Here is a 24,124-nt window from a genome sequence, read left to right as displayed (position 1 = left end):
CGTCAGAAGTTGATCATGTGGCCGGCGATGCCGTGGACGGCTTCCTTGACCGCCTCGGACAGCGTCGGGTGGGCGAAGACGTTGCGGGAGACCTCGTCGGCGGTGAGGTCCCACTGCTGGGCCAGGGTGAGCACCGGCAGCAGCTCGGTGACGTCCGGCCCGATCATGTGGGCGCCGAGGATCTCGTTGTACTTCGCGTCGGCGACCACCTTGACGAAGCCGGCGGTCTCGCCGAGCCCGGCGGCCTTGCCGTTGGCACTGAAGGGGAAGGTGGCCGTCTTGACGTCGTAGCCCTTCTCCTTGGCCTGCTCCTCGGAGAGGCCGAAGGAGCCGATCTGCGGCTGGCAGTAGGTGGCCCGCGGGATCATGTCGAAGTCGATCTCCATGGTCTCGGCGCCGGCGATCGTCTCGGCCGCCACGATCCCCATCGCCTCGGCCACGTGGGCGAGCATCATCTTGCCGGTCACGTCGCCGATCGCGTAGACGTGCTCGACGTTGGTCCGGCCGCGCTCGTCGACCGCGATCGCGCCGCGGTCGGTGGTCTTCACCCCGATGGCGTCGAGGCCGTAGCCCTCGAGCCGGGGGGCGAAGCCGAAGGCGGCGAGCATCTTGTCGGCCTCGATGACCTGGGAGTCGCCACCGGCCGCGGGGCTGACGGTGACGCGCACGCCGTCGCCGGTGTCCTCGACGTTCTCGACCTTGGTGGAGAGCATGACCTTGACGCCGAGCTTCTTGTAGTGCTTGAGGAGCTCCTTGGAGACGTCGGCGTCCTCGGTGGGCACCATCCGGTCCAGGAACTCCACGATGGTGACGTCGACGCCGAAGTTCTTCATCACGTAGGCGAACTCGACGCCGATCGCGCCCGACCCACCGATGATGATCGAGCTCGGCAGCTCCTCGTCGAGGATCTGCTCCTCGTAGGTCACGACGTTCTTGCTGACCTCCATCCCGGGCAGCATCCGCACGGTGGCGCCGGTGGCGATGATCAGGTCGTCGAAGGTCAGCTGGCGGGTGGAGTCGTCGTTCGTCGCGACGTCCATCGAGGACGGCGAGGTCAGGGTGCCCCACCCGTCGATCTCGGTGATCTTGTTCTTCTTCATCAGGAAGTGGACGCCCTTGACGATCCCGGCGCTCACCTGGCGGGAGCGCTTGTGGGTCGGGCCGAACGACATCGTCGCGTCGCCCTCGATGCCGTACTTGGCCTTCTCGTGGGTCAGCGTGTGGGCCAGCTCGGCGTTCTTGAGCAGCGCCTTGGAGGGGATGCAGCCGACGTTGAGGCACACCCCGCCCCAGTACTGCTTCTCCACCACCGCCACGGACTTGCCGAGCTGGGCGGCGCGGATGGCGGCGACGTACCCACCGGGGCCGGCACCGAGGACAACGACGTCGAAGTGTGCGGAGTCAGTCACGGCCACAGCCTAGGCCGCGGCCGGTGGCCGGCATAACCCACCTCCGTTGCGCGATAGCCTGCACCCGTGACGCTGTACGCCGCCTACGGCACCAACCTGGATCCCGGCCGGATGGGTGAGCGCTGCCCGCACTCCCCGTTGCGGGGCACGGGCTGGCTCACCGGCTGGCGCCTCACCTTCGGCGGGGAGGAGCACGGCTGGGACGGCGCCCTGCCCACGATCGTCCAGGATCCGGCCGAGCAGGTCTTCGTCGCCGTCTACGACATCGGCGGCGAGGACGAGGTCGCCCTCGACGGCTGGGAGTCGGCCGACACCGGTCTCTACCGCAAGACCCGGGTGCGGGTGGCCACCCTCAACGGCGAGGTCACCGCCTGGGCCTACGTGCTCGACGCCTACGAGGGCGGTCTGCCGAGCGCCTCCTACCTCGGGGTCCTGGCCGCCGCCGCGGAGGCCGCCGCCGCCCCCGACGACTACGTCGCAGCCCTGCGGGCGCGGGCCTGCCGCTCCACCGGCCTCTGAGCCGTCGCCCCTCAGAAGTCGAGGCGGACGTCGAGCTCGTCGCGGCTCATCCCGGTGGCGAAGAGCACGTCGGCGGCCAGGGAGCGCACCTGCGAGGCCACCGCGGCGCGGTTGAGGGTCATGTGGTCGGTCAGCGAGGCCACCGCCAGCCGCACCGACTCCACCAGGTGGTCCCTCGCCTCGCGCACCTCCGCGGCGTCCGGCGCCTCCTCCAGGCCCGACTCGAAGATCCGCACCCCCCGGGTCAGCGCCTCCACCGAGGCCGCCATCAGGCCGGAGCTCTCCTCCCCCAGCCGCAGCATCGAGGCCACCCGCCGGGCCAGCACCCGGGCGTCACGGACCGCGTTGTCGATGTCGGCCAGCACCGCCGCGAAGCGGGCGACCTCGGAGCGCTGCCGCCACCGCATCGGCGAGATGGTCGCGACCTCCGAGACGTGGGTGGCCGTGGTCTGGGCCGTCTCGACGCGACCCTGCATCCCACGAGCCAGCGCCAGCGCCTCCTCCGCCAGCGCCGCGTCGCCGGCGCGCATCGCCCGGGCCAGCACCTCCAGCACCTGCTCCAGCTCGGCCAGCAGGGGGTGCACCTCCTCGGTGAGGTCGCGCACCGCGTTGCGCGGCACGATCAGCACCATCGCCAGGCCGCAGAGCCCGCCCACCAGGGCGTCCAGGAAGCGGGTCACGGCGGGGTTCTGCGCGCCCGCCGCCGGCAACACCGCCGCGAGCAGGGCCGCGGAGTTGGCCGCCTGGGTGCGGGCCACGCCCGTGAGCCCGGCGAAGATCGCCAGCGCCGAGCTGGAGACGACGACCAGCGCGATCTGCCACACCCCCCGCCCGATGGCCAGGATGAGCATCTCCCCGACCAGCACCCCCACGGCCACCCCCAGCACCAGCTCGACCAGGGTGCGCTGGCGCAGGCCGCCCCCCGCGACCAGCACGATCACCGCCGCGACGGGGGCGAAGAACGCCTGCTGGTGACCCAGCACCTGGGTGGAGATGGCGAACGCCGCAGCCGTGGCGCCGCCCAGCCGCACCAGCTGGCGCCAGCGCGAGGCCACCGCGTGCAGGCGCTCGCCCAGGGTCATGGGCGCCCGGTCCTGCGCGGGGCAGCGTCGGCCATGACCACACACTCCCACCGACGCGAGTGGCTGGACCAGTAGGTGGCTGCCTAGGATCGACGGGTGACCGAGACCGACCCCACTGCCCTGGCCTCCGCGGCCGCCGCGACGCTGCGTGAGCTCACCGGCGTCGACTCCCACGACGTGGCCCTGGTGCTCGGCTCCGGCTGGCTGCCGGCCGTCGACGCCCTCGGGCCGGCGACCGCGGAGATCTCCACCACCGACCTCCCCGGCTTCCACGCCGCCGGGGTGGCGGGCCACTCCGGCAAGATCCGCAGCATCCGGGTCGGCGACTCCGACGTGCTGGTCTTCCTCTCCCGCACCCACTTCTACGAGGGCAAGGGTGTGCGGGCCGTCGTACACCCGGTGCGCACCGCGGCCGCCGCGGGCTGCCGGGCCATCGTGCTGACCAACGGGTGCGGCGGGCTGCGCGACACCTGGGCCCCCGGGACGCCGGTGCTGATCAGCGACCACATCAACCTCACCGCCACCTCGCCCATCGAGGGCGCCCACTTCGTCGACCTCACCGACCTCTACTCCAGCCGGCTGCGGGCCCTGTGCCGCGAGGTCGACCCCAGCCTCGACGAGGGCGTCTACGTGCAGTTCCCCGGCCCCCACTACGAGACGCCCGCCGAGATCCGCATGGTGCGCGCCATCGGCGGCGACCTGGTCGGGATGAGCACCACCCTGGAGGCCATCGCTGCCCGCCAGGCCGGCATGGAGGTGCTCGGCATCAGCCTGGTCACCAACGCCGCGGCCGGCATCTCCGGCGACCCCCTCAACCACGAGGAGGTCCTCGAGGCCGGCCGGTCGGCCGCGACCCGGATGGGCGCCCTGCTCGGCGACCTGGTCCCGCGGATCTGATGCGGGTCCTGGTCACCGGCGCCGCCGGCTCCATCGGCCGGGTCGTGCTGCCCGGGCTCGCCGAGGCCGGGCACGAGGTCGTCGGGTTCGACCTGGTCCCCACGCCCGAGGGCGTCGACGTCGCCTGGCACACCGGGGACTGCACCGACCCCGACGCCGTGGACGCCGTCTTCGCCGCCGAGTCCCTCGACGCCGTGGTCCACCTCGCCGGCCACCCCGACGAGCTCGACCTGCCCGGGTCGCTCTCGTCCCACGTGGTCACCACCGCGGCGCTCCTCGACGCCTGCGTCGCCCACCGGGTGGACCGCTTCGTCTACGCCTCGAGCAACCACGCCGTCGGGCGGACCCCCCGCACCGACTGCGTGGGCGTCGACGCCCGGCCCCGACCCGACACCTTCTACGGCGTCGGCAAGGTGGCCGCCGAGGCGGTGATGAGCCTGTACGCCGACCGCTACGGCCTGGACGCGGTGGCCTGCCGCATCGGCTCGTTCCTGCCGCGGCCCACCACCGCCCGCCACCTGGCGACCTGGCTCTCCCACGGCGACTGCGTGCGGATGGTCGAGGCCGCGCTGACCACCCGGGCGCCAGGCTTCGCGGTGCTCTACGGCATCTCGGCGAACGCCGACGCCTGGTGGGACCTCGAGCCCGGGCGGGCCCTGGGCTACGAGCCGCAGGACGACGCCTCCTCGTACGCCGAGGCGATCGCGCCGCGCCCCGAGGACCCCGCCGAGGCCGCGCACGTCGGGGGCCCCTTCGCCGGCGAGGAGTTCTGGCGCCCGGCACTCCCCCGCCCCTGATCCCCTGGCGCCCCCGGTGCGGGGGCGCCAAGGGCCGAGGTCAGCGGGTGACGCGGAACTTCACGACCTTCTGCACGCGCTTGTAGCTGTCGTCGCCCAGGTAGCGGACGACGAGCCGGTAGGCGCCGCGCTTGCCCTTGGGCAGCTTGATGACGGCCTTGCCCACCTTGTTCAGGGTGGCGCCGAGCGAGACCTTCTTCTTCTTGCCCGGGACCTTGAGCTTCGCCTGGACCTTGCCCGTGCCCGCGCCGGCCTTGCCGGCGACGTCGACCACGACCTTGCCGGGCCTGCGGGTGGTGGGCGCCTTCTTCAGCGTCGCCTTGGCCCGCGGCTTCACCTGCGCCGCCGGGGTGGGCGCCGGGGCCGGGGCCGGGGCCGGGGCCGGGGCCGGGGCCGGGGCCTCGGTCGCCGTGGGCGGCGGAGTCGGCTGCCTCAGCACCCCGATCGGGGTCTCGGTGTCGAGGGCGGTCGTCGAGTGCCGGTGCGCCTGCCAGGTGTAGAGCGAGTAGGAGGTGCCGGGGGTGACCTTGGCGAGGTCGACAGCGAAGTTGCGGGTGAAGCCGCCGTTCACCACGGCGCTGGCCGGGACCCAGTCGAAGCCGGCGAACCCGGACTGGCCACCGATGGTGGAGACGTCAGGCAGGCCGCCGGAAGGGGCGACGCCGACGTAGACCCCGTTGTAGTCGGCGTTGCCGCCGAAGAAGTCGGACCCGGTCGCGGTGACCGAGAGCCCGCTCGCGTCCTCGACCACCTGCGCCGTGGTGCTGGGCGCGGCGATGGTGAACGGCGCCGGGTTCTTGAGCTCGGTGGAGCCGTTGAAGTGCGGCTCCACACCGGTGACCATCTGGTCGAGGAACGCCGTCGAGAAGCCGGTGATGGTGGCGGACAGCGTGGAGTCGAGGGTGCCCGTGCTGCTGGTGAACTCGCCAACGACCACGCGCTCCGGTGCCTCGCTGGTGGCGCCGACCTCGCTGGAGACCTCGGCGGTGAGCTGGCCGCTGCCGTCGGCGTCGAGGGTGACGGCCGGGTCGGCGATCGTCACCGAGTAGAGCGGGACGCCCGCGTTGACGAACTGCGTCTTCACGGATCCCTCGTAGCCCACCGTGACGGCGTCGCCGGAGGAGCTCACCGCGCTCTGCGGGAAGGTGGCGACCTTGGGGGTCTTCGCGTACGCGCCACCCGTCAGCTCCCAGGACGGCATGCGGGCGCCGACCTGGGCCGAGATCGACCAGCTGAAGGAGCCGGCGACCGAGTCGGGGGCGACGGGGGCGGCCTGGGCCGCGGGAAGACCGGCGAACGCCGCGGCGGTGAGCGCGACGCTGGCGACCCCCGCGGTCCCGACGGAGAGCCGTCGGCGCAGGAAACGTGAGGTGGACATGCGGGTGTTCCTTTCGGTGGGTGCTGAGCGATGGGTGCTGAGCGATGGGTGCTGGGCGAGGAGGTGACGGTCAGGCCGGGCGGCGAGCCGGCACGAGCAGGAGGAGACCGGCCCCGAGGAGCAGCGCTCCCCCGCCCCACCAGGCCGGGTGGACCTCGGCGCGGTCCGCGGCGAGGGGTTGCAGCTGGTCCCCGGCGGCGACCTGCACAGCGAGCGGCGGTCCCACCGCGACCGGCGACCCCGGGCCGGACGTGGCGGAGGGTCCGGTCGCCGGGTCCGGGGCGGGCGGGTCGGACGGCGACGGGGCGGCCGGGGCGGGGCCGGCGGGACCGGCGGGACCGGCGGGACCGGCGCCGGGGCCTTGCTGGCGGGGCCCACCGGAGGGGGCAGCGGACGGTGCGGCGGACGGTGGCGTGCGCACCTTGTTGGTGACCTTCGGCGGCTTCGGCGCTGCACCCGCGCCCGTCGTCGCGGGCGGGGGCGGGGCGGGCAGCTCGGCGCCGGTGTCGGCGCCGTAGCCGACCACCACAGGCGCGGGGAGCTTGGTCCAGTCGGACTGGAGCCCGGTGGAGTACCAGAACTGGTCCACCCCCAGCGGTGCGAGGAAGTCGATCATCGGCGCCGGGAAGCTCCCCCAGTGCTCCCCCGTGCGCAGCTGCGGGACCGAGCCGGTCACCTCGACGCCGTGGTAGGCCGGGGTGGCGACCAGGCCGGTCTCCGTCACGTCGACGCCGGAGAGGGTCGCGACGGCGACCCGGCGCCCCTCCACGGGGGTCCAGGTCCGGGTGTCGGTGCGGTCCGCCAGCCAGCCCCCGAGCACTGCGGTGACCTCGCCCGTGCCGCCGCTCAGGCTCAGCTGCGGGTCGGAGACGGTGAAGACGGTGTTGCCCCCGTAGTAGACGACCGTGAAGGTGCCGGTCCACGCCAGGGAGGCGTCCTCGGCGACCGGGTCCACGGTGCCCGCGCCACCGGACACCTTCACCCGGTGACCGCTGAAGGGCCCGTAGAGATCGATGGGCGCGCCCTGGGCGTCGGTGCCCAGCCCCTGCCAGGTGGCGGTCTGCCACGTGCCCGCGGCGTCGAGCTTCTCGATGGTGGTGTTCCCCGCCGCGGCCGACCACTTCGAGGAGGGCAGCGTCGCGCCGCCGCGGCCGGGGTCGGCCACCCCGGCGGCGAGGAAGTTGATGGCCGCCGGGTTGTGGGAGCGCGCGTTGGTCTGCTCGTTGAGGCTCCAGGCGAAGACCACGTCGGAGACCTCGACGGTGCTGCCCGGGGCCGGTTCCTGCGGCGACGCGACGGCGGGGGGCTGGCCCGGGCCCAGGGTCGCCAGCAGGGCGACCGCGGCCGAGGCCAGCAGCGCGCCGACGCGCTCAGGCCTGCGCACGACGGCTCCGCAGGGTCCGGTGGGTCGCCGCGCCGGCGGCGGCGACGAAGACGAGGGCGCTGATCGCGACGAAGACGGCGGCCGGGGCGCCCTGGGACCACCACGAGGAGCCCGACGACGAGTCCGGCGAGGCGTCCGGGTCCTCACCGGCCACCGGCTGCACGTCGGCCGAGACGTCCGCGCTGACGCCGAACATCACCGAGGCGTCGCGGCCGCCGCCGAAGAGGCGCAGCTCGTGGGTGCCTTCCGGCAGTCCTGCCGGCAGCCCCACGACCCCGACCGCCCGGCCGTCCGCGCCCACCGTGTGCGGTCCGCTGGCCGAGAGCCCGTCGTCGAGGACGACGGTGAACTGCTCGCCCGGGCGCAGTCCGCGGGCGACGAACGACAGTGCCCGCCCGGGCACCGCGGAGGCCCGGTCGACCCGGAGCACGGGCTTGCCCTGCCGACCCTGCTTCGCCGGCGCGCCGGGTGCCGCGACCTTCCCGGTGCCGTCCCGGGGGGTCCCGGTGGCCGGGGTGCCCGTCCCGGGGGCCGCGGTCTCACCCGGATCCGTGGCGGGCTGCTCGCCGCCCTCGGCCGCCGGCTCGAGGTCGGCGACCCGCACCGGGGTGAAGGTCTCGTTGTTGGCGTTGTGCACCCCGTGCGCGCCCACGGTGATGACCCCGCAGGTCACCTTGCGGCAGTCGACGGTGCGGACCGTGCCGTTGCGCCCGACCCCCTGGAAGGTGGGCCCCGGGACGACGAGCCGCACCGACCAGGAGCCGTCGGCGGACATGGTGCCCCCGTTGGCCGAGGAGGCGGTGTCCGAGCCGGGGAAGGCGACGTAGCGCTGGAACCCGGCGTTGCTGCGCGACTCGCTGTCGGGGACGTAGACGTAGTCGCTGCCCGACCTGCCGCCCTTGCTGGGCTGCCAGCGACCGCTCACCGTGCCGAACCAGACGTAGAGGCCGCCGTGGCCGCCCTTGACCGACTGGAAGCCCCGGCCGGAGACCGTCAGCTCGGTGGAGTAGCGGGAGTCGATGACCTGGCCGCGTCCGTCGTTGTCGACCGTCACCCGCCCGGCCGCCTGCGCCGGGGCGGAGCCGAGGAGCACGACCCCACCGAGCAGGGCCAGGACGGGGAGGAGAGCCAGGGCCGCGGCTCGGCGCGATCCTCGGTGGGGACTCAGGAGGGGCACGAGGTCTCCTTCTCGACGACCTTGACGGCAGGGGGGACGACAGGGGGGACGGCAGGGGGGACAGCTGGGGGGACAGCAGCGGGGCCGGGGTCGGCGGTCGCTCGCACCGGGACCACCAGGAGGTTCCCGGCGTGCTCCAGCACCTCGACGGGATGCTCGTAGACCTCGGTGAGCAGGACCGAGGTCAGCACCTCCGACGGGCGCCCGACCGCCCGCACGGCGCCCCGGGAGAGGACGCAGACGCGGTCGGCGAAAGCGGCCGCGAGGCTCAGGTCGTGCAGCACCACCACGACCGCGGCGCCCGCGCGGGCGCTGGCGCGCGCGTGCGTGAGCAGGGCCTCCTGGTGGCGGATGTCCAGCGCGGCGGTCGGCTCGTCGAGCAGGTGCACCTCGACCTCCTGGGCCAGCATCCGGGCGAACGCCACCCGGCCCTGCTCCCCTCCCGACAGGGTGGGCACCACCCGCGAGGCGAGGTGGTCGACCTCGGTGACCTCCATCGCCTCCTGGACCCGGGCGTCGTCGTCCTCGGCGCGAGGCGTACGACGCCACACCGCCCGTCCCATCTCGACCACCTCGCGCACCCGGAAGCCGAAGGCGAGGATCTGCTTCTGCTGGAGCACCGCCCGGCGGCGGGCCATCTGGGCCGCCGACTGGTCCTCGAGCGGGCGGCCAGCCAGCTCGATCCGCCCGCTGTCGGGGCGGAGGTCGCCCGCGAGCACGGCCAGCAGGGTCGACTTCCCCGCGCCGTTGGGTCCCACCAGCGCGACCAGCTCGCCGGGGCGGGCCTCGAAGGAGACGTCGTGAAGGATGCGGTGCCCGGCGATCTCGACGCACACGCCCCGGGCGCTGAGCACCGGCTCGGCGGCGGTGCCGCGGGCGGCCGTCATGCCCAGCCCCCCGCCGTACGCCGGGCGCGCCGCAGCAGCCAGAAGAAGACGGGGCCGCCGACCAGCGAGGTGAGCATCCCGATCGGCAGGTCGGCGTAGGCGATCGCGGTGCGGGCCCACAGGTCCGCCAGGACCAGCAGGACCGCGCCCCCCAGGGCGCTGGCCGGGACCAGCGCCCGGTGCCCCGGGCCCACCACCATCCGCATCAGGTGCGGGATGATCAACCCGACGAAGGCGATGATGCCGGCGAAGGAGACGGCCGCCGCGGTGAGCACGGCGACCACCACGATGCTGGCCATCCGGAGCCGCTCCACGTCGACGCCGACGTGCCTGGCGCCCCGGTCTCCCAGCGAGAGCAGGTCGAGCCGCCTGGAGAGCAGCAGCGCGGCGACGACGCCCACCAGCGCGGTCGGCGCGGTCACCAGGACCTGCTCGGCGCGCGAGCCGTTGAGGCTGCCGAGCTGCCAGAAGACGATCTCCTCGCGCGCCTGGGTGTCGCCGAGGAACATCAGGAACGCCAGCGCGGCGCCCGCCATGGCGTTGACCGCGACCCCGGTCAGGACCAGGGTCACGACCTCGGTGCGCCCGGAGTCCCGGGAGAGCAGGTAGACCGCGATCGTGGTGAGCAGGCCGCCGACGAAGGCGGCCACGGCGAGGGTCCACTGGCCCAGGAAGGCCACGTCGAAGACGAGCACCGCCGCCGCCGCCAGCGCGGCACCCGAGGAGACGCCGACCACCCCCGGCTCGGCGAGCGGGTTGCCGAAGACGCCCTGCATCACGGCGCCCGCGACGCCCAGGCAGGCGCCCACCAGGACCGCCATCGCCAGCCGGGGGAAGCGCACCTGCCACAGGGTCGACTCCCCCTGCGGGTGGCTGGGCAGGGGTCCGAGGTCGAGCCCGAGGCGGTGGAGCAGGGAGCCGACCACCTCCTCCGCGGGGATGTGGAGCTGCCCCGCGCCCGCGGCCATCGTGACCGCCACCAGCAGCAGGGCGCCGAGCGCACCCAGCACCAGGCGCCGGCTGGTGCTGGTGGCCGGCAGCGGGAGGCTCAGGCTCACGTGAGCTCCTGCGGGGCGTGCACCGCCACCGCGAGGGCGTTGAGGACGTCGGCGGTGCGGGGGCCGTAGCCGAGGATCAGCGAGTCGTCGACGTCGACGAACCGCTCGTTGCGCCCGGCGGGGGTGTTGGCCAGGGCGGGGAGACGCTCCAGCAGCCCCTCGACGCCGCCGGTCGACTCCAGGCCGCCGCGCATCATCACCACCAGCTCGGGCGCCGCGGCGACCAGGCCCTCGGCGGTCACCGGGCGCATCCCCGACCAGCCGATCTCCTCGGCCACGTCGTAGGCGCCGACGGCGTCGATCAGGTCGTCGGCCCCGGACCCCCGGCCGAACATGTAGTAGACCCCGGCGTTGCCGCGCACGTAGAGGAAGATGGTGCGCAGCCGCCGCCGCTCGTCCTGCGGGGCCACCTCGGCGATGTCGGCCTCGACGGCCTCGATCTCGGCGCCGATCCGGTCGGCCAGCGCCTCGCCGGCGTCCGGGACACCGAGGGCGGCCGCGGTCTGGCGGGTGATCTCGCCGACGTTGTCCAGGGTGCGCGAGGACTCCACCACCACGACCGGGATACCGGCCTCGCGCATCTGGAGCACCACGTCCCAGGGGCCCAGCGAGGTGTCGGTGAGGATCAGGGTGGGGTCGAGGTCGAGGATCGCCTCGGCGTTGAGCTCGTGACCGCTGCCGCCGGTCACCAGCGGGAGGTCCGCGGCCTGCTCGAAGCCGGTGGAGAGGTCACGGCCCACCAGGCGGTCACCCAGACCGAGCTCGAAGACCGTGCGGGACAGGGTGCCGTGCAGGTCCAGGGCCAGCACCCGGGAGACGTCCTTCACCACCACCTCGGTGCCCTGGGAGTCGGTCAGGGTGACGGGGAGCTCGGGCTCGGGGTCGGTGGCGACGGGCACGATGTCCGTCTCCTCGACGCCGGCGCTCACCGCGCCGCGCCAGGCGCGCGGGTCCTCGGCGGGGGTGGTGCTCGCCAGTGGCGGCGCGGCCTTCACGGTGCCGGCCGGGCCGGACTCCTCAGCCCGGTCCGGGCCCTGGATCCCGCACCCGGCCACCAGTGCGGTCACCACGGCCAGGGCGCCGGCGCGGAGTACATGCGACCTGAGCAATCTCAACCTCTCCTCGACGTGTGACCGGACCCGGTGGCCGATGCAGCGCGTGGCACCGGGGCCGGGCGATCGGGTTCCGCACCCGGTCGGGGGTCCCGAGCGGGAACCCGATCGCTTAGGTTAGCCTAACCCAACTAAGGTTCCCCTAAGCATGCGGGTGCCAGCCCTGGCCGCACCCGACCACGACCTGATCCGGAGACCGCCCATGACCGTCCTGGACGCCACGTCCACACCCCTGTCGACCGCGCTGCGCGAGGGCTCACGGGCCCAGCACGACGCCGCCGAGAGCGCCACGTTCATCGAGGACCTGATGGGCGGGCGGATCAACGAAGCCGGATACGTCAACTATCTGCGTCAGCTGCGGACAGTCTATGCGGCCCTGGAAGAGACCGGCCGTGCCCTGGCCGGCCATCCCCTGGTCGCCCCGCTCCACGACGCCGCCCTGGAGCGGCTCCCCAGCCTGGACGCCGACCTGGCGGCGTGGAGCACCGGCGAGGACGCCGAGCGGGTCTGCCCCGGGGCCGCTGCCGCCGAGTACGCCGCCCGCATCCGCGCCACGGCCGACCACCCGGTCCGCTTCGTCGCCCACCACTACACCCGCTACCTGGGCGACCTCTCCGGCGGCCAGGCGATCGGCCGGATCCTCGACCGCGACTTCGACCGCCGGGGCAGCGGCCTGTCGTTCTACCGGTTCGACACGATCGCGAAGGTCAAGGCCTACAAGGACGGCTACCGCGCCCGCCTGGACGAGCTGCCCCTCGACGAGGCGCAGCAGGCCGAGGCGGTCGCGGAGGTCCAGCACGCCTTCAGCCACAACCAGGCGGTCTTCGCCGAGCTCGGCCGGCACACGGCACACTTCGCCCGGGCCTGAGACCCGGCGCCGGCGGTTGTCGCCGCAGTGTAGGAATGGTCCATGGCTACCACTGCACTCAAGGGCAACACCGTCCACACCGTCGGCGAGCTGCCGGCCGTCGGCAGCTCCGCTCCGGGCTGGGACCTGGTCGGCGAGGGACTCTCCCAGCTGACCCAGGCCGACTCCCAGGGCACCCGGGTCGTGCTCAACATCTTCCCGAGCGTCGACACCGGGATCTGCGCGGCGAGCGTCAGGAAGTTCAACGAGCTGGCCGCCGGGCTGGAGAACACCACCGTGGTCAACGTGTCGAAGGACCTCCCCTTCGCCCAGGCCCGGTTCTGCGGCGCCGAGGGCATCGACCAGGTCAAGGTCGGCTCGGCGTTCCGCTCCAGCTTCGGCGAGGACTACGGCGTCACGCTGGCCGACGGCCCGATGGCCGGGCTGCTGGCCCGCGCGGTCGTGGTGCTCGACGCCGACGGCAAGGTGACCTACACCCAGCTGGTCGACGAGATCACCACCGAGCCGGACTACGACGCCGCGCTCGCCGCCCTCTCCTGACCCTGCTGCGACGCGAGCCGGCTCGCCCGGGCGGCCCATGCGGCCCCTGGGCGGCCGCGCTACCGTGCGGCCATGACGTCTGAGAACTCCCCCGCAAGCCTGCTCGACCGCGCCCGCGCCTGGGTCGCCGAGGATCCCGACGACGTCACCCGCGCTGAGCTGGCGGCGGTCATCGCCGAGGTGGAGGCCGGCAGCGACGACGCCGACCTCGCCGACCGCTTCCGCGGCACCCTGGAGTTCGGCACCGCCGGGCTGCGCGGCGCCCTCGGCGCCGGGCCCAACCGGATGAACCGCGTCGTCGTGCTGCGCGCCGCCGCCGGCCTGGCGGCCTACCTGCGCGACCAGGGCGTCGTCGGCGAGGCGTCCGTGGTGGTCGGCTACGACGCCCGGCACAACAGCGAGGTCTTCGCCCGCGACACGTGCGAGGTGATGACGGGCGCCGGCTTCCGCGCCTTCGTCATGCCCCGCCCCCTGCCGACGCCGCTGCTGGCCTACGCCATCCGCGAGCTCGGCTGCGTCGCCGGGGTGATGGTCACCGCCAGCCACAACCCCCCGGCCGACAACGGCTACAAGGTCTATCTCGGCGACGGCAGCCAGATCGTGCCTCCCGCCGACACCGGGATCGCGGCCCGCATCGCCGCGGTCGGCGCGGTCGCCGACATCCCGCGCGGAGGCCCCGGCACCCTGGTCGGCGAGGAGCTCATCGACCGCTACCTCGACACCACGGCGTCGCTGGTGGCCGACGGCCCGCGCGACCTGAAGATCGTCTACACGCCCCTGCACGGCGTGGGCGGCGCCAGCGTCGCGCAGGTGCTGGAGACCGCCGGCTTCTCCGAGCTCCACGTGGTGGAGCAGCAGGAGCAGCCGGACCCGGACTTCCCCACCGTCGCGTTCCCCAACCCCGAGGAGCCCGGCGCGATGGATCTCGCGCTGGCGCTGGCCGCCGGGCGCCGCGCCGACCTGGTGGTCGCCAACGACCCGGACGCCGACCGGTGCGCCGCCGCGATCGAGGGTCCGCACGGCTGGCGGATGCTGCGCGGCGACGAGGTCGGCGCCATCCTGGCCCAGCACCTCCTCGACAGCGGCCGCAGCGGGGTGTACGCCACCTCCATCGTCTCCTCCTCGCTGCTGGGCAAGATGGCGGCGGCGGCCGGCCAGCCCTACACCGAGACCCTGACCGGCTTCAAGTGGATCGGCCGGCTGGAGGGCCTCGCCTTCGGCTACGAGGAGGCGCTCGGCTACTGCGTCGACCCCGAGCACGTGCGCGACAAGGACGGCGTCTCGGCCCTGCTGCTGCTCTGCGAGATCGCGGCCGCGGCCAAGGCGGAGGGGCGCACCCTCGGCGACCTGCTCGACGACATCGCGACCCGTCACGGGCTGCACGCCACCGACCAGCTCTCGGTGCGCTTCACCGACACCGCCGGGATCGAGGCGGCGATGGAGCGGCTGCGCTCGACCCCTCCGACCTCGCTGGGCGGCCTGGCCGTGGAGCGCGTCGAGGATCTCGCGGAGGGCTCCGCCGCCCTGCCGCCGACCGACGGGCTGCGCTACACCCTGGCCGAGGGCGCCCGGGTGATCGTGCGTCCCTCGGGCACCGAGCCGAAGGTCAAGTGCTACCTCGAGGTGGTCGTCCCGGTCTCGCCGGAGGACGGCGTCGACGCCGCCCGCATCTGTGCCGCTGGCCGGCTCGACGCCCTCAAGAACGACGTGCGGGCGGCCGCCGGGCTCTGAGCGCCCGGCGTCCCCCCGGGACGGGCCGGGAGGGTGCGCGGTTTGTCGCCGCGCGGCGTGCCACGCCTATGCTGTCGGAGTGACAGCCCCTTCTGCCTCGACGACGAGTGCAGGCCCGGCCGGAGCAGACCTCGCCGCCTCGTTCGGCGACGTGACCGCCTCGGACGCCTCCCTGCGCCGCTTCCTCCACGGACTCCCCGGGGTCGACCAGGTCGGCTGCGAGGCGCGCGTCGCCGGCCTCGGCACCCGGTCCATCAAGACCACCGCCAAGGCCCACGCCCTCGACCTCGCGATCCGGATGGTCGACCTGACCACGCTGGAGGGCATGGACACCCCCGGCAAGGTGCGCGCCCTGGCCGCCAAGGCGATGCGCCCCGACCCGGCCGACCCGACCTGCCCGTCCGCCGCGGCGGTCTGCGTCTATCCCGACATGGTCGCGACCGCCAAGGAGACGCTCGGCGACTCCGGCGTCCACGTGGCCGCGGTGGCCACCGCCTTCCCCAGCGGTCGCGCCGCCCTGGACGTCAAGCTCGCCGACACCCGCGACGCCGTCGAGGCGGGTGCGGACGAGATCGACATGGTCATCGACCGCGGTGCCTTCCTCTCCGGCCGCTACCTGCAGGTCTTCGAGGAGATCGTCGCCGTGCGCGAGGCGTGCGCGCGTCCCGGTGGCGGGGCCGCCCACCTCAAGGTGATCTTCGAGACCGGCGAGCTGCAGACCTACGACAACGTGCGCCGGGTCAGCTGGCTGGCCATGATGGCGGGCGGCGACTTCATCAAGACCTCCACCGGCAAGGTGCAGCCGGCCGCGACCCTGCCGGTGACCCTGACCATGCTCGAGGCGGTCCGCGACTTCCGCGCCCAGACGGGCCGGATGGTCGGGGTCAAGCCGGCCGGTGGCATCCGCACCGCCAAGGACGCCATCAAGTACCTGGTGATGGTCAACGAGGTCGTCGGCCAGGACTGGCTCGACCCGGACTGGTTCCGCTTCGGCGCCTCCACGCTCCTCAACGACCTGCTGATGCAGCGCACGAAGATGACCACCGGCCGCTACAGCGGTCCCGACTACTTCACCCTGGACTGAGGAAAGCAGAGCATGGTCAAGGTTCCCGAGTCGAGCCCCGCGGCTCCCCTCTTCGACTACGCCCCCGCCCCGGAGTCCCGGGCGGTCGTCGACATCCGGTCCTCCTACGGCCTCTTCGTCGACGGCGACTTCGTCGACGGCCGGGGTCAGTCGTTCAAGACCCTCAACCCGGCCACCGAGGAGGTGCTCGCCGAGGTCGCGGAGGCCGACGAGGCCGACGTCGACCTCGCGGTGCGGGCCGCCCGCCGGGCCTTCACCTCGGTCTGGTCGAAGATGAGCGGGCGCGAGCGGGCCAAGTACCTCTACCGGATCGCCCGGATCCTCCAGGAGCGCGCCCGGGAGTTCGCCGTCCTGGAGTCCCTGGACAACGGCAAGCCGATCCGGGAGAGCCGCGACTTCGACGTCCCGAGCGCCGCGGCGCACTTCTTCTACTACGCCGGCTGGGCCGACAAGCTCGACTACGCCGTCCCCGGCAACCGCGACCCGCGTCCGGTCGGCGTCGCCGGACAGGTGATCCCCTGGAACTTCCCGCTGCTGATGCTGGCCTGGAAGGTCGCCCCGGCGCTGGCCGCCGGCAACACGGTGGTGCTCAAGCCCGCGGAGACCACGCCGCTCACCGCACTCCTCTTCGCCGAGGTCTGCCAGCAGGCCGACCTCCCCCCGGGCGTGGTCAACATCCTCACCGGCGCCGGCGCCACCGGCCAGGCGCTGGTCGCCCACGCGGACGTCGACAAGGTCGCCTTCACCGGCTCCACCGAGGTCGGGCGCCGGATCGCACGCACCGTGGCCGGCACCGACAAGAAGGTGACCCTCGAGCTCGGGGGCAAGGCCGCCAACATCGTCTTCGAGGACGCTCCCCTCGACCAGGCCGTCGAGGGGATCGTGACCGGGATCTTCTTCAACCAGGGCCACGTCTGCTGCGCCGGCTCGCGGCTGCTCGTCCAGGAGAGCGTCGCCGAGGAGGTGCTCGAGCGCCTCAAGCAGCGGATGGCGACGCTGCGCGTGGGCGACCCGCTCGACAAGAACACCGACGTCGGCGCCATCAACTCCGCCGAGCAGCTGGGCCGCATCCGCGAGCTGGCCGCGGTGGGTGAGGACGAGGTCGGCAGCACGGGCGGCGCCGGTCGCTGGTCCCCGCCGTGCGAGCTGCCCGACCGCGGCTTCTGGTTCCCCCCGACGCTCTTCACCGGCGTCTCGCAGGCCCACCGGATCGCCCGCGAGGAGATCTTCGGGCCGGTGCTCTCGGTGCTGACCTTCCGCACCCCCAGCGAGGCGGTCGAGAAGGCCAACAACACCCCGTTCGGCCTCTCCGCCGGGGTCTGGACCGAGAAGGGGTCCCGGATCCTGTGGATGGCCAACCAGCTGCGCGCCGGCGTGGTCTGGGCCAACACGTTCAACAAGTTCGACCCCACCTCGCCGTTCGGCGGCTACAAGGAGTCGGGCTACGGCCGCGAGGGCGGCCGTCACGGACTGGAGGGATACCTCAAGTGAGCAGCACGCCCCCCGCCCGCGCCGCGGTGCGCAAGACCTGGAAGCTCTACATCGGCGGCGCGTTCCCGCGCTCGGAGTCGGGCTACTCCTACGTGGTCGAGGACGCGCACGGCGACTTCGTGGCCAACGTGGCCCAGGCCTCGCGCAAGGACGCCCGGGACGCCGTCCAGGCGGCCCGCAAGGCCTTCGGCGGCTGGTCCGCCAGGACGGCCTACAACCGGGCCCAGATCCTCTACCGGGTCGCGGAGATCATGGAGGACCGCCGGCCGCAGCTGGTCGAGGTGGTCCGCCTCTCCGAGGGGCTGGACGCGGCGGCCGCCGCCCGCACCGTCGACGAGGCCGTCGACCGGATGGTCTGGTACGCCGGCTGGGCCGACAAGATCACCCAGGTCGTCGGGTCGGCCAACCCGGTCGCGGGTCCGTACTTCAACCTCTCCTCCCCCGAGCCCACCGGGGTGGTCGCCGTGATCGCCCCCCAGCGCTCCTCGCTGCTCGGGCTGGTCTCGGTGCTCGCCCCCGTCGTGGTCACCGGCAACACCGCCGTGGTGCTGGCCTCGCAGGAGCGCCCGCTCCCCGCGGTCACCCTCGCCGAGGTGCTGGCCACCTCCGACGTCCCCGGCGGGGTGGTCAACATCCTGACCGGGCCGACGTCGGCCACCGCCCCCTGGCTCGCCGAGCACATGGACGTCAACGCGATCGACCTCACCGGGGTCGCGGGCGACGCCGAGGTCGCCACGGCCTACGAGGCAGCGGCCGCGGAGAACCTCAAGCGGGTGCTGCGCGCGCCCGCCGCGGAGCCCGACTGGCTGGGCGACCCTGGGCTGGAGCGGATGACCGCGTTCCTGGAGACCAAGACGGTCTGGCACCCGATCGGCCGCTGAGGCCGGCAGGCCGGTCAGCGCGACATCAGGGCCTCGGTGAAGACGTCGATGATGTCGCGGGGGTCCATGGCCTGGTAGGCCTCACCGCCGGTGGCCTTCGAGATCTTCCGCAGGGCCGGCATGTCGGCGTCCCCGCTGATGCCGACGGAGATGATCCGCACCGGCCGGTCGGGGTCCCTCAGGCTCTGCAGGCGCGAGAGCACCTGCTCCAGCCGCAGCGAGCCCGGGTCCTCGTTGGCCCCGTCGCTGAGCAGGATGACGGCGTTGAAGAAGTTCTCGTCGTAGGCACGGACCGCCTTGGCGTAGGCCGCCACCACCGTGTCGTAGAGGCCGGTGCCGCCCTGGGTGATGCCCTTGAGGGTGGGGACGCGGCCGCGCAGGTAGTCGATGTGCGGCCTGCCCTGGGTGGTGTCGTTGAGGCGCCGCATCGGGGCGAGCTCGCGCCAGTCCTGGCCGGGGCCACCCTGGTCGATGGAGAACGCCCACATCCCGATCCGGGCGTGGCCGGGGAAGACGTCGAGCGCGGTGAGCGCCGCGCCGACCGCGAGGTCCATCCGGGTCTGGCCGTCGCCGGCGGGGAAGTCCATCGAGCCGGAGGCGTCGAAGACCGCCAGCAGGCTCGAGGGCACGCTGAGCACCCGCCACGCGCCGAGCGCGTCGTTGAAGACGTCGCCGGGGACCTCGGTGAAGAGGGTGAGCTCACCCATCCCCCGGCCGGCGATCGGGGCGCCGCCGGGCACCCGCAGGCCGGCCGCGGCGAGCGCGCCCTCGCCGGCGGGCGAGTCGAACCACTCGGCGAGGGCGGCCCCGGCCCGGTCGACCTTGGTGCCCCCGTCGGTCTTGACCAGGGGGAAGGTGAGCAGGGGGGCGCCCGTCTCCGGGGTGACCAGCTGGAGGTCCGGCACGGCCGCACCGGTGGCCAGGAGGTCCTGCTCGGTGACGGGGATCAGCTGGCTGAAGGTGGTGTTGATCCGGTCGAGGGCGACCTCGTCGGCCTGGCCGGAGGTGGCGCGCACGCCGTACGCCTGCGCCGCGTTGACCACCGCCGCGTCGATGCGCTCCGCGACGGCGGCGGCGTCGGCGGAGGAGCCCTCCAGCGCGGGAGCGACGATCCCCAGCGCCGAGGCACCGTCGACCTCGGGGTCGGAGAGCAGCATCCGGCCCGACTCCAGGGCCTCCAGCCAGGTGGCCGGTCGCTCGACCGACGGCCCGCCGGCCAGGCCCACCGGGGTGCTGGCCAGCGAGTCGCTGATCGTGCTGGCCTGGATGCCGACCGCGGCCAGGGCCGCCACCCGGGCCGGGGAGTCGGCCACCCACAGGTGGGGTCGGCCGCCGCCGAACAGGGAGTCCTCGACCGCCGCCGCGCTCTCGGCGCGCAGCTCCACCGGGAAGCACGACTCCTGCTGCTTGAGCGCGATGATGGCCTGCTCCACCGGGACCTCCATCGCGGGCGCGACGCTGACCACGATCGGGTCGTCCGACTCGCAGTCCTCGGCGGAGGCCCCCTCCGGGCCGTCGGGCCGCAGGAAGAGCCAGGCGACGACGGCGAGGACGGCGATCAGCGCCACCACCGGCACGGCCGAGCGCATGCCACCCTCGGCCTTCTCGCTGTGGGCATGGCGTCCTGACCCCATCGGTGTGCTCCCCTCCAACAGCCTCTGCAACAGCCTCTGCTCCACAGTGTGGGTCGAGGATACGGTCCGTCTACCCCTGAGTAAGGGTGTTCGGGCAATCCGTCCACTACGGGGGCGTCGGGCACAATGGTCGCGTGCATGCCCGAGTGATCGTCCTGGCCGGTCCTTCGGGGGCCGGCAAGTCCCGTCTCGCCGAGCGCCTGGGGCTCCCCGTGCTCCGGCTCGACGACTTCTACCGCGACGGCACCGACCCGGACCTCCCCCGCATCACGTCCGGCGCCAACGCCGGGCTGGTCGACTGGGACGACCCGGCGTCCTGGCACCGCGACCGGGCCCTGGCCGCCCTGGAGGAGCTGTGCCGTCGCGGCCGCACCGAGGTGCCGGACTACTCGATCCCCCACAGCCGGGCGGTCGGCAGCCGCCCCCTGGAGCTGGGGTCGCACCGCTTCTTCGTCGCCGAGGGCATCTTCGCCGCCGAGGTGGTGCCGCAGTGCGACGCCGCCGGGCTGCTGGCCGGCGCCTACTGCGTGCGCCAGCAGCGCCTGGTCACCTTCTGGCGGCGGCTGGTGCGCGACCTGCGCGAGCACCGCAAGCCGCCGGGGGTGCTGGTCCGTCGGGGCCTGGCCCTGCTGCGCGACCAGCGCCGGGTCGTCGACCACGCCGTCTCCCTGGGGTGTCGCCCGGTCACCGGGGACGAGGGGTACGACGAGATCCGCGCGTCCATGGCAGAGGCGCTGACGGAGGCCTCGTGACGGCCCCGGGTGCCTGGGCGCGCGAGCTGCTGGCGCGCCCGCTGCCCCAGCCCGACGGGCGCTCCTGCGGTGCGACCGCCCTGGTGGTGGCCGAGGCCTTCCGTGACGAGCGCTACGCCCGCCGCCTCATCCTCGGCGGGGACGCTCGGGTCCGCGAGGAGGCGCTGGCGATGCACCGCCGGGTGACGGGCCCCGTCGACGTCCGCGGCCGTCTCCAGGCGCCCTGGCCGCGCGCGGTGGGCACCCCGCCGTGGGCGGTGGCCCGCCAGCTCGGCGGACGCAGCGGCACCCGGTACCGGGTGCGGCCGGTGTGGCCGGTCCAGCGGGCCCGCCGGTGGGAGGAGGCCTGCGCGGCGCTCGCGCAGGGCGGCCCCATGGCGCTCTACGTCGGCAGCCGGACGTTGCCCCGGCACGTGGTCCTGGCGGTGGCGGCCGACGAGCAGGCCCGGGAGCTCCGCGTCTTCGACCCCGCACCCGGCCGGCTGCGGCGGATCCGCCGCCAGGACTTCGTGGCCGCCACGATCCCCTTCACCTGGCCGGTGCCGTGGTTCACGGTCGTGCCGCAGCCGCCTCCGCAGCCAGCGCCTCGTAACCCGGCTTCACCACCCGGTCGATGATCTCCAGCCGCTCGTCGAAGGGCAGGAACGCCGACTTCATGGCGTTGAGGGTGAACCAGCGCAGGTCGTCGAACCCGTAGCCGAAGGCCTCCACCAGGCTGGCCATCTCCTGGGTCATCGAGGTGCCGCTCATCAGCCGGTTGTCGGTGTTGACGGTGACCCGGAAGCGCAGCCGGGTGAGCAGCCCGATCGGGTGCTCGGCGATCGAGGTGGCCGCGCCGGTCTGCACGTTTGAGGTCGGGCACATCTCCAGCGGGATCCGGTTGTCGCGCACGTAGGCGGCCAGCCGGCCCAGGCGGACGCTGCCGTCCTCGTCGACCTCGATGTCGTCGACGATGCGGACGCCGTGGCCGAGGCGGTCCGCGCCGCACCACTGGATCGCCTGCCAGATCGACGGCAGGCCGAATGCCTCGCCGGCGTGGATGGTGAAGTGGCTGTTCTCCCGCTGGAGGTACTCGAAGGCGTCCAGGTGGCGGGTGGGCGGGTAGCCGGCCTCGGCGCCGGCGATGTCGAAGCCGGCCACGCCCCGGTCGCGCCAGGCGACCGCCAGCTCGGCGATCTCCCGGGAGCGGGCCTGGTGGCGCATCGCGGTGAGGAGCTGGCGCACCACGATCCGGCCGCCGGCCGCCGCGGTGGCCTCGTCGATCCCCTCCTGCACCGCAGCGACCACCTCGTCGAGCGTGAGCCCGCCCTCCACGTGCTGCTCCGGCGCGTAGCGCACCTCGGCGTAGACCACGCCGTCGTCGACCAGGTCCTCCACGAACTCGGTGGCCACCCGGCGCAGCGCCGCCGCGGTCTGCATCACCGCGACCGTGTGGTCGAAGGTCTCCAGGTAGCGCTCCAGGCTGCCGGAGTCGGCCGACTCGGTGAACCAGCGCCCGAGCGCCTCCGCCCCGGACGCCGGGAGCGGGTGTCGGATCTCCTCGGCCAGCTCGATGATGGTGGCTGGGCGCAGACCACCGTCGAGGTGGTCGTGGAGCACAACTTTGGGGGCACGGCGGACCTGGTCTCTGCTGGGTGTCGTCACGTCCTTATCCTTTCATCCATGCGCACCTTTACCACGCTCGAGGAGATCAAGGCCGCCACCGGGGAGCAGCTCGGCACCAGCGACTGGCTGAGGGTCGACCAGGCCCGGGTGGACCAGTTCGCCGAGGCGACCGGGGACCACCAGTGGATCCACGTCGACGTCGAGCGGGCGGCCGAGGGCCCGTTCGGTGGCACCATCGCCCACGGCTACCTGACCCTCTCGCTCATCCCGCTGCTCGGCACCGACATCTTCACCCTGGACACCCCGGGGGCCAAGCTCAACTACGGCGTCAACAAGGTGCGGTTCCCGGCGCCGCTGCGGGTCGGCAAGCGGATCCGCTGCCACGTCACGATGGGTGAGTGCCTGGACCTGCCCGCCGGCGTCCAGATGACCCTGAAGCACACCATCGAGATCGAGGACGAGCCGAAGCCGGCCTGCGTCGCCGAGACCGTGGTCCTGCTCCTGCCCTAGGGGTGATGGCCCGGCCGGCTCAGCCGATCCGGTCGATGATCAGGTCGCCGGGGACGTACGCCGTGGTGTCGACGACGTCGTAGCCGCCCTCCAGGGAGGCCAGGGCCCGGTCGAAGCGCGAGGCGTCGTCGGTGAGCAGGGTGAAGAGCGGGTCGCCGGCGCTGACCCGGTCGCCGGGTCGCGCGTGCCACACCACGCCCGCGCCCGCCTGCACCGGGTCCTCCTTGCGGGCCCGGCCCGCCCCGAGCCGCCAGGCGGCCAGGCCGACGGCCATCGCGTCGAGCCGCGTCAGCACGCCGGAGGACGGGGCGGTCACCACGTGGGACTCGCGCGCGGTGGGCAGCGCGGCGTCGGGATCGCCGTCCTGGGCACGCACCATCGCCCGCCACACGTCCATGGCCGAGCCGTCGGCGAGCTTGTCGGCGGGGTCGACGTCGGTCACACCGGCGCCGGCCAGCATCTCGCGGGCCAGCGCCACGGTCAGCTCCACCACGTCGGCGGGTCCCCCACCGGCCAGCACCTCGACGGACTCGGCCACCTCGATCGCGTTGCCGGCGGTCAGACCGAGCGGGGTGGACATGTCGGTGAGGAGGGCCACCGTGTGCACCCCGGCGTCCTTGCCGAGCGCCACCATGGTGTGCGCCAGCTCGCGGGCCCGCTCGAGGTCCTTCATGAAGGCACCCGTCCCGACCTTGACGTCGAGCACCAGCGCGCCGGTGCCCTCGGCGATCTTCTTGCTCATGATCGAGGAGGCGATCAGCGGGATCGCCTCGACGGTGCCGGTCACGTCGCGCAGCGCGTAGAGCTTCTTGTCGGCCGGGGCCAGCCCGTCGCCGGCGGCGCAGATGACCGCGCCGACGGACTCCAGTTGGGCCATGATCTCCTCGTTGGACAACGCGGCGCGCCATCCGGGGATCGACTCCAGCTTGTCGAGGGTCCCACCGGTGTGGCCCAGCCCGCGACCCGACAGCTGCGGCACCGCCACGCCGCAGGCGGCCACCAGGGGCGCCAGGGGCAGGGTGATCTTGTCCCCCACTCCCCCGGTGGAGTGCTTGTCGGCGGTGGGGCGCGAGAGCCCGGAGAAGTCCATCCGCTCGCCCGAGGCGATCATCGCGTGCGTCCAGCGGGCGATCTCGCGCCGCTCCATGCCGTTGAGCAGGATCGCCATCGCCAGGGCGGCCATCTGCTCGTCGGCCACGTCACCGCGGGTGTAGGCCCCGATGACCCAGTCGATCTGGCTGTCGCTGAGCTCGTGGTGCTCCCGCTTGGCGGTGATCACCTCGACGGCGTCGTGCTGGGCTCCTGTGCCGGCCTCCGAGTTGGCCACG

Annotated in this window: 23 protein-coding genes; 12 read left to right on the top strand and 11 right to left on the bottom strand. The window is 73.6% G+C overall.

What is annotated here, in order from left to right; translation table 11 throughout:
* Positions 1-2: 2 nt before the first annotated feature.
* Positions 3-1,409, bottom strand: coding sequence for a dihydrolipoyl dehydrogenase (gene lpdA / locus AC4BGE_RS09510; protein ID WP_490569290.1), 1,407 nt, complete (start codon positions 1,407-1,409; stop codon positions 3-5).
* Between the two features lie 66 nt (positions 1,410-1,475).
* On the opposite strand from lpdA, the gene AC4BGE_RS09505 reads away from it, so the two are divergent.
* A complete protein-coding gene (locus AC4BGE_RS09505; RefSeq protein ID WP_490569291.1) occupies positions 1,476-1,928 on the top strand; it encodes a gamma-glutamylcyclotransferase family protein in 453 nt (150 codons plus the stop codon).
* Between the two features lie 11 nt (positions 1,929-1,939).
* On the opposite strand, the gene AC4BGE_RS09500 is transcribed toward AC4BGE_RS09505, so the two are convergent.
* Positions 1,940-3,010 carry an FUSC family protein gene (locus AC4BGE_RS09500; RefSeq protein ID WP_490569292.1) on the bottom strand — a complete coding sequence of 357 codons (1,071 nt, stop codon included), beginning with the start codon at positions 3,008-3,010 and terminating at the stop codon, positions 1,940-1,942.
* 96 nt (positions 3,011-3,106) lie between these two features.
* On the opposite strand from AC4BGE_RS09500, the gene AC4BGE_RS09495 reads away from it, so the two are divergent.
* Both AC4BGE_RS09495 and AC4BGE_RS09490 read left to right on the top strand, forming a co-directional pair.
* On the top strand, positions 3,107-3,907 hold the full coding sequence (locus AC4BGE_RS09495; RefSeq protein WP_490569293.1) for a purine-nucleoside phosphorylase: 801 nt from the start codon (positions 3,107-3,109) through the stop codon (positions 3,905-3,907).
* Positions 3,907-4,704, top strand: a complete 798-nt coding sequence (locus AC4BGE_RS09490; protein WP_490575120.1) for an NAD-dependent epimerase/dehydratase family protein — start codon at positions 3,907-3,909, stop codon at positions 4,702-4,704. Before AC4BGE_RS09495 ends, AC4BGE_RS09490 begins: the two co-directional genes overlap by 1 nt.
* Before the next feature lie 40 nt (positions 4,705-4,744).
* Here AC4BGE_RS09490 and AC4BGE_RS09485 read toward each other — a convergent pair whose 3' ends face one another.
* From AC4BGE_RS09485 to AC4BGE_RS09460, 6 genes are all read right to left on the bottom strand, one after another.
* Entirely contained in the window at positions 4,745-6,082 is a 1,338-nt protein-coding gene (locus AC4BGE_RS09485; RefSeq protein WP_490575119.1) for a hypothetical protein, read from the bottom strand.
* Positions 6,083-6,152: 70 nt separating this feature from the next.
* Complete coding sequence (locus AC4BGE_RS09480; protein WP_490575118.1) at positions 6,153-7,466, bottom strand: hypothetical protein; 1,314 nt, start codon at positions 7,464-7,466, stop codon at positions 6,153-6,155.
* Positions 7,453-8,643, bottom strand: a complete 1,191-nt coding sequence (locus AC4BGE_RS09475; RefSeq protein WP_490575117.1) for a hypothetical protein — start codon at positions 8,641-8,643, stop codon at positions 7,453-7,455. The genes AC4BGE_RS09480 and AC4BGE_RS09475 overlap by 14 nt, the downstream gene beginning before the upstream one ends.
* Positions 8,631-9,530 carry a heme ABC transporter ATP-binding protein gene (locus AC4BGE_RS09470; protein ID WP_490575116.1) on the bottom strand — a complete coding sequence of 300 codons (900 nt, stop codon included), beginning with the start codon at positions 9,528-9,530 and terminating at the stop codon, positions 8,631-8,633. Before AC4BGE_RS09470 ends, AC4BGE_RS09475 begins: the two co-directional genes overlap by 13 nt.
* Complete coding sequence (locus tag AC4BGE_RS09465) at positions 9,527-10,588, bottom strand: FecCD family ABC transporter permease (protein ID WP_490569299.1); 1,062 nt, start codon at positions 10,586-10,588, stop codon at positions 9,527-9,529. Before AC4BGE_RS09465 ends, AC4BGE_RS09470 begins: the two co-directional genes overlap by 4 nt.
* On the bottom strand, positions 10,585-11,655 hold the full coding sequence (locus AC4BGE_RS09460; RefSeq protein ID WP_490569300.1) for a heme/hemin ABC transporter substrate-binding protein: 1,071 nt from the start codon (positions 11,653-11,655) through the stop codon (positions 10,585-10,587). Before AC4BGE_RS09460 ends, AC4BGE_RS09465 begins: the two co-directional genes overlap by 4 nt.
* Before the next feature lie 247 nt (positions 11,656-11,902).
* Between AC4BGE_RS09460 and AC4BGE_RS09455 the strand changes: the two genes are divergently transcribed.
* From AC4BGE_RS09455 to AC4BGE_RS09430, 6 genes are all read left to right on the top strand, one after another.
* Positions 11,903-12,568, top strand: coding sequence for a biliverdin-producing heme oxygenase (locus AC4BGE_RS09455; RefSeq protein ID WP_490575115.1), 666 nt, complete (start codon positions 11,903-11,905; stop codon positions 12,566-12,568).
* A gap of 42 nt (positions 12,569-12,610) precedes the next feature.
* Positions 12,611-13,108, top strand: a complete 498-nt coding sequence (gene tpx / locus AC4BGE_RS09450; protein WP_490569302.1) for a thiol peroxidase — start codon at positions 12,611-12,613, stop codon at positions 13,106-13,108.
* Between the two features lie 72 nt (positions 13,109-13,180).
* A complete protein-coding gene (locus AC4BGE_RS09445) occupies positions 13,181-14,839 on the top strand; it encodes a phospho-sugar mutase (RefSeq protein ID WP_490575114.1) in 1,659 nt (552 codons plus the stop codon).
* A 79-nt stretch (positions 14,840-14,918) separates the two neighbouring features.
* A complete protein-coding gene (deoC, locus tag AC4BGE_RS09440; protein ID WP_490569304.1) occupies positions 14,919-15,923 on the top strand; it encodes a deoxyribose-phosphate aldolase in 1,005 nt (334 codons plus the stop codon).
* 12 nt (positions 15,924-15,935) lie between these two features.
* Positions 15,936-17,414: an aldehyde dehydrogenase family protein gene (locus AC4BGE_RS09435; RefSeq protein WP_490569305.1), complete on the top strand. Its 1,479-nt coding sequence runs from the start codon at positions 15,936-15,938 to the stop codon at positions 17,412-17,414.
* Positions 17,411-18,295 (top strand): aldehyde dehydrogenase family protein, encoded by an 885-nt coding sequence (locus AC4BGE_RS09430; RefSeq protein ID WP_490569306.1) that lies wholly within the window; start codon positions 17,411-17,413, stop codon positions 18,293-18,295. The genes AC4BGE_RS09435 and AC4BGE_RS09430 overlap by 4 nt, the downstream gene beginning before the upstream one ends.
* A gap of 14 nt (positions 18,296-18,309) precedes the next feature.
* On the opposite strand, the gene AC4BGE_RS09425 is transcribed toward AC4BGE_RS09430, so the two are convergent.
* Positions 18,310-19,929, bottom strand: coding sequence for a substrate-binding domain-containing protein (locus tag AC4BGE_RS09425; RefSeq protein ID WP_490569307.1), 1,620 nt, complete (start codon positions 19,927-19,929; stop codon positions 18,310-18,312).
* 134 nt (positions 19,930-20,063) lie between these two features.
* On the opposite strand from AC4BGE_RS09425, the gene AC4BGE_RS09420 reads away from it, so the two are divergent.
* Both AC4BGE_RS09420 and AC4BGE_RS09415 read left to right on the top strand, forming a co-directional pair.
* A complete protein-coding gene (locus tag AC4BGE_RS09420) occupies positions 20,064-20,681 on the top strand; it encodes an ATP-binding protein (RefSeq protein WP_490569308.1) in 618 nt (205 codons plus the stop codon).
* Positions 20,678-21,298, top strand: coding sequence for a hypothetical protein (locus AC4BGE_RS09415; RefSeq protein ID WP_490575113.1), 621 nt, complete (start codon positions 20,678-20,680; stop codon positions 21,296-21,298). Before AC4BGE_RS09420 ends, AC4BGE_RS09415 begins: the two co-directional genes overlap by 4 nt.
* Here the strand turns inward: AC4BGE_RS09415 and AC4BGE_RS09410 are convergent.
* Positions 21,231-22,325 (bottom strand): adenosine deaminase, encoded by a 1,095-nt coding sequence (locus AC4BGE_RS09410; protein WP_490569310.1) that lies wholly within the window; start codon positions 22,323-22,325, stop codon positions 21,231-21,233. The two genes, AC4BGE_RS09415 and AC4BGE_RS09410, sit on opposite strands and share 68 nt — an antisense overlap.
* A gap of 18 nt (positions 22,326-22,343) precedes the next feature.
* Between AC4BGE_RS09410 and AC4BGE_RS09405 the strand changes: the two genes are divergently transcribed.
* Positions 22,344-22,796, top strand: a complete 453-nt coding sequence (locus AC4BGE_RS09405) for a MaoC family dehydratase (protein ID WP_490575112.1) — start codon at positions 22,344-22,346, stop codon at positions 22,794-22,796.
* A 19-nt stretch (positions 22,797-22,815) separates the two neighbouring features.
* Here the strand turns inward: AC4BGE_RS09405 and AC4BGE_RS09400 are convergent, their stop codons facing one another.
* Positions 22,816-24,123: a thymidine phosphorylase gene (locus AC4BGE_RS09400; protein WP_490575111.1), complete on the bottom strand. Its 1,308-nt coding sequence runs from the start codon at positions 24,121-24,123 to the stop codon at positions 22,816-22,818.
* Position 24,124: the final 1 nt, after the last annotated feature.

The sequence above is a fragment of the Nocardioides sp. Z50_6 genome (assembly GCF_058215755.1).
Note: the sequence above shows the minus strand (reverse complement) of the source record. Positions and strands in the feature narration are given on the sequence as shown.

Excerpts from the sequence above, each read along its gene's own strand:
- tpx (WP_490569302.1), top strand. The coding sequence starts at position 12,611 with ATGGCTACCACTGCACTCAAGGGCAACACCGTCCACACCGTCGGCGAG.
- AC4BGE_RS09445 (WP_490575114.1), top strand. The coding sequence starts at position 13,181 with ATGACGTCTGAGAACTCCCCCGCAAGCCTGCTCGACCGCGCCCGCGCC.
- AC4BGE_RS09455 (WP_490575115.1), top strand. The coding sequence starts at position 11,903 with ATGACCGTCCTGGACGCCACGTCCACACCCCTGTCGACCGCGCTGCGC.
- AC4BGE_RS09435 (WP_490569305.1), top strand. The coding sequence starts at position 15,936 with ATGGTCAAGGTTCCCGAGTCGAGCCCCGCGGCTCCCCTCTTCGACTAC.
- AC4BGE_RS09425 (WP_490569307.1), bottom strand. The coding sequence starts at position 19,929 with ATGGGGTCAGGACGCCATGCCCACAGCGAGAAGGCCGAGGGTGGCATG.
- AC4BGE_RS09485 (WP_490575119.1), bottom strand. The coding sequence starts at position 6,082 with ATGTCCACCTCACGTTTCCTGCGCCGACGGCTCTCCGTCGGGACCGCG.
- AC4BGE_RS09500 (WP_490569292.1), bottom strand. The coding sequence starts at position 3,010 with ATGACCCTGGGCGAGCGCCTGCACGCGGTGGCCTCGCGCTGGCGCCAG.
- AC4BGE_RS09470 (WP_490575116.1), bottom strand. The coding sequence starts at position 9,530 with ATGACGGCCGCCCGCGGCACCGCCGCCGAGCCGGTGCTCAGCGCCCGG.
- AC4BGE_RS09405 (WP_490575112.1), top strand. The coding sequence starts at position 22,344 with ATGCGCACCTTTACCACGCTCGAGGAGATCAAGGCCGCCACCGGGGAG.
- AC4BGE_RS09490 (WP_490575120.1), top strand. The coding sequence starts at position 3,907 with ATGCGGGTCCTGGTCACCGGCGCCGCCGGCTCCATCGGCCGGGTCGTG.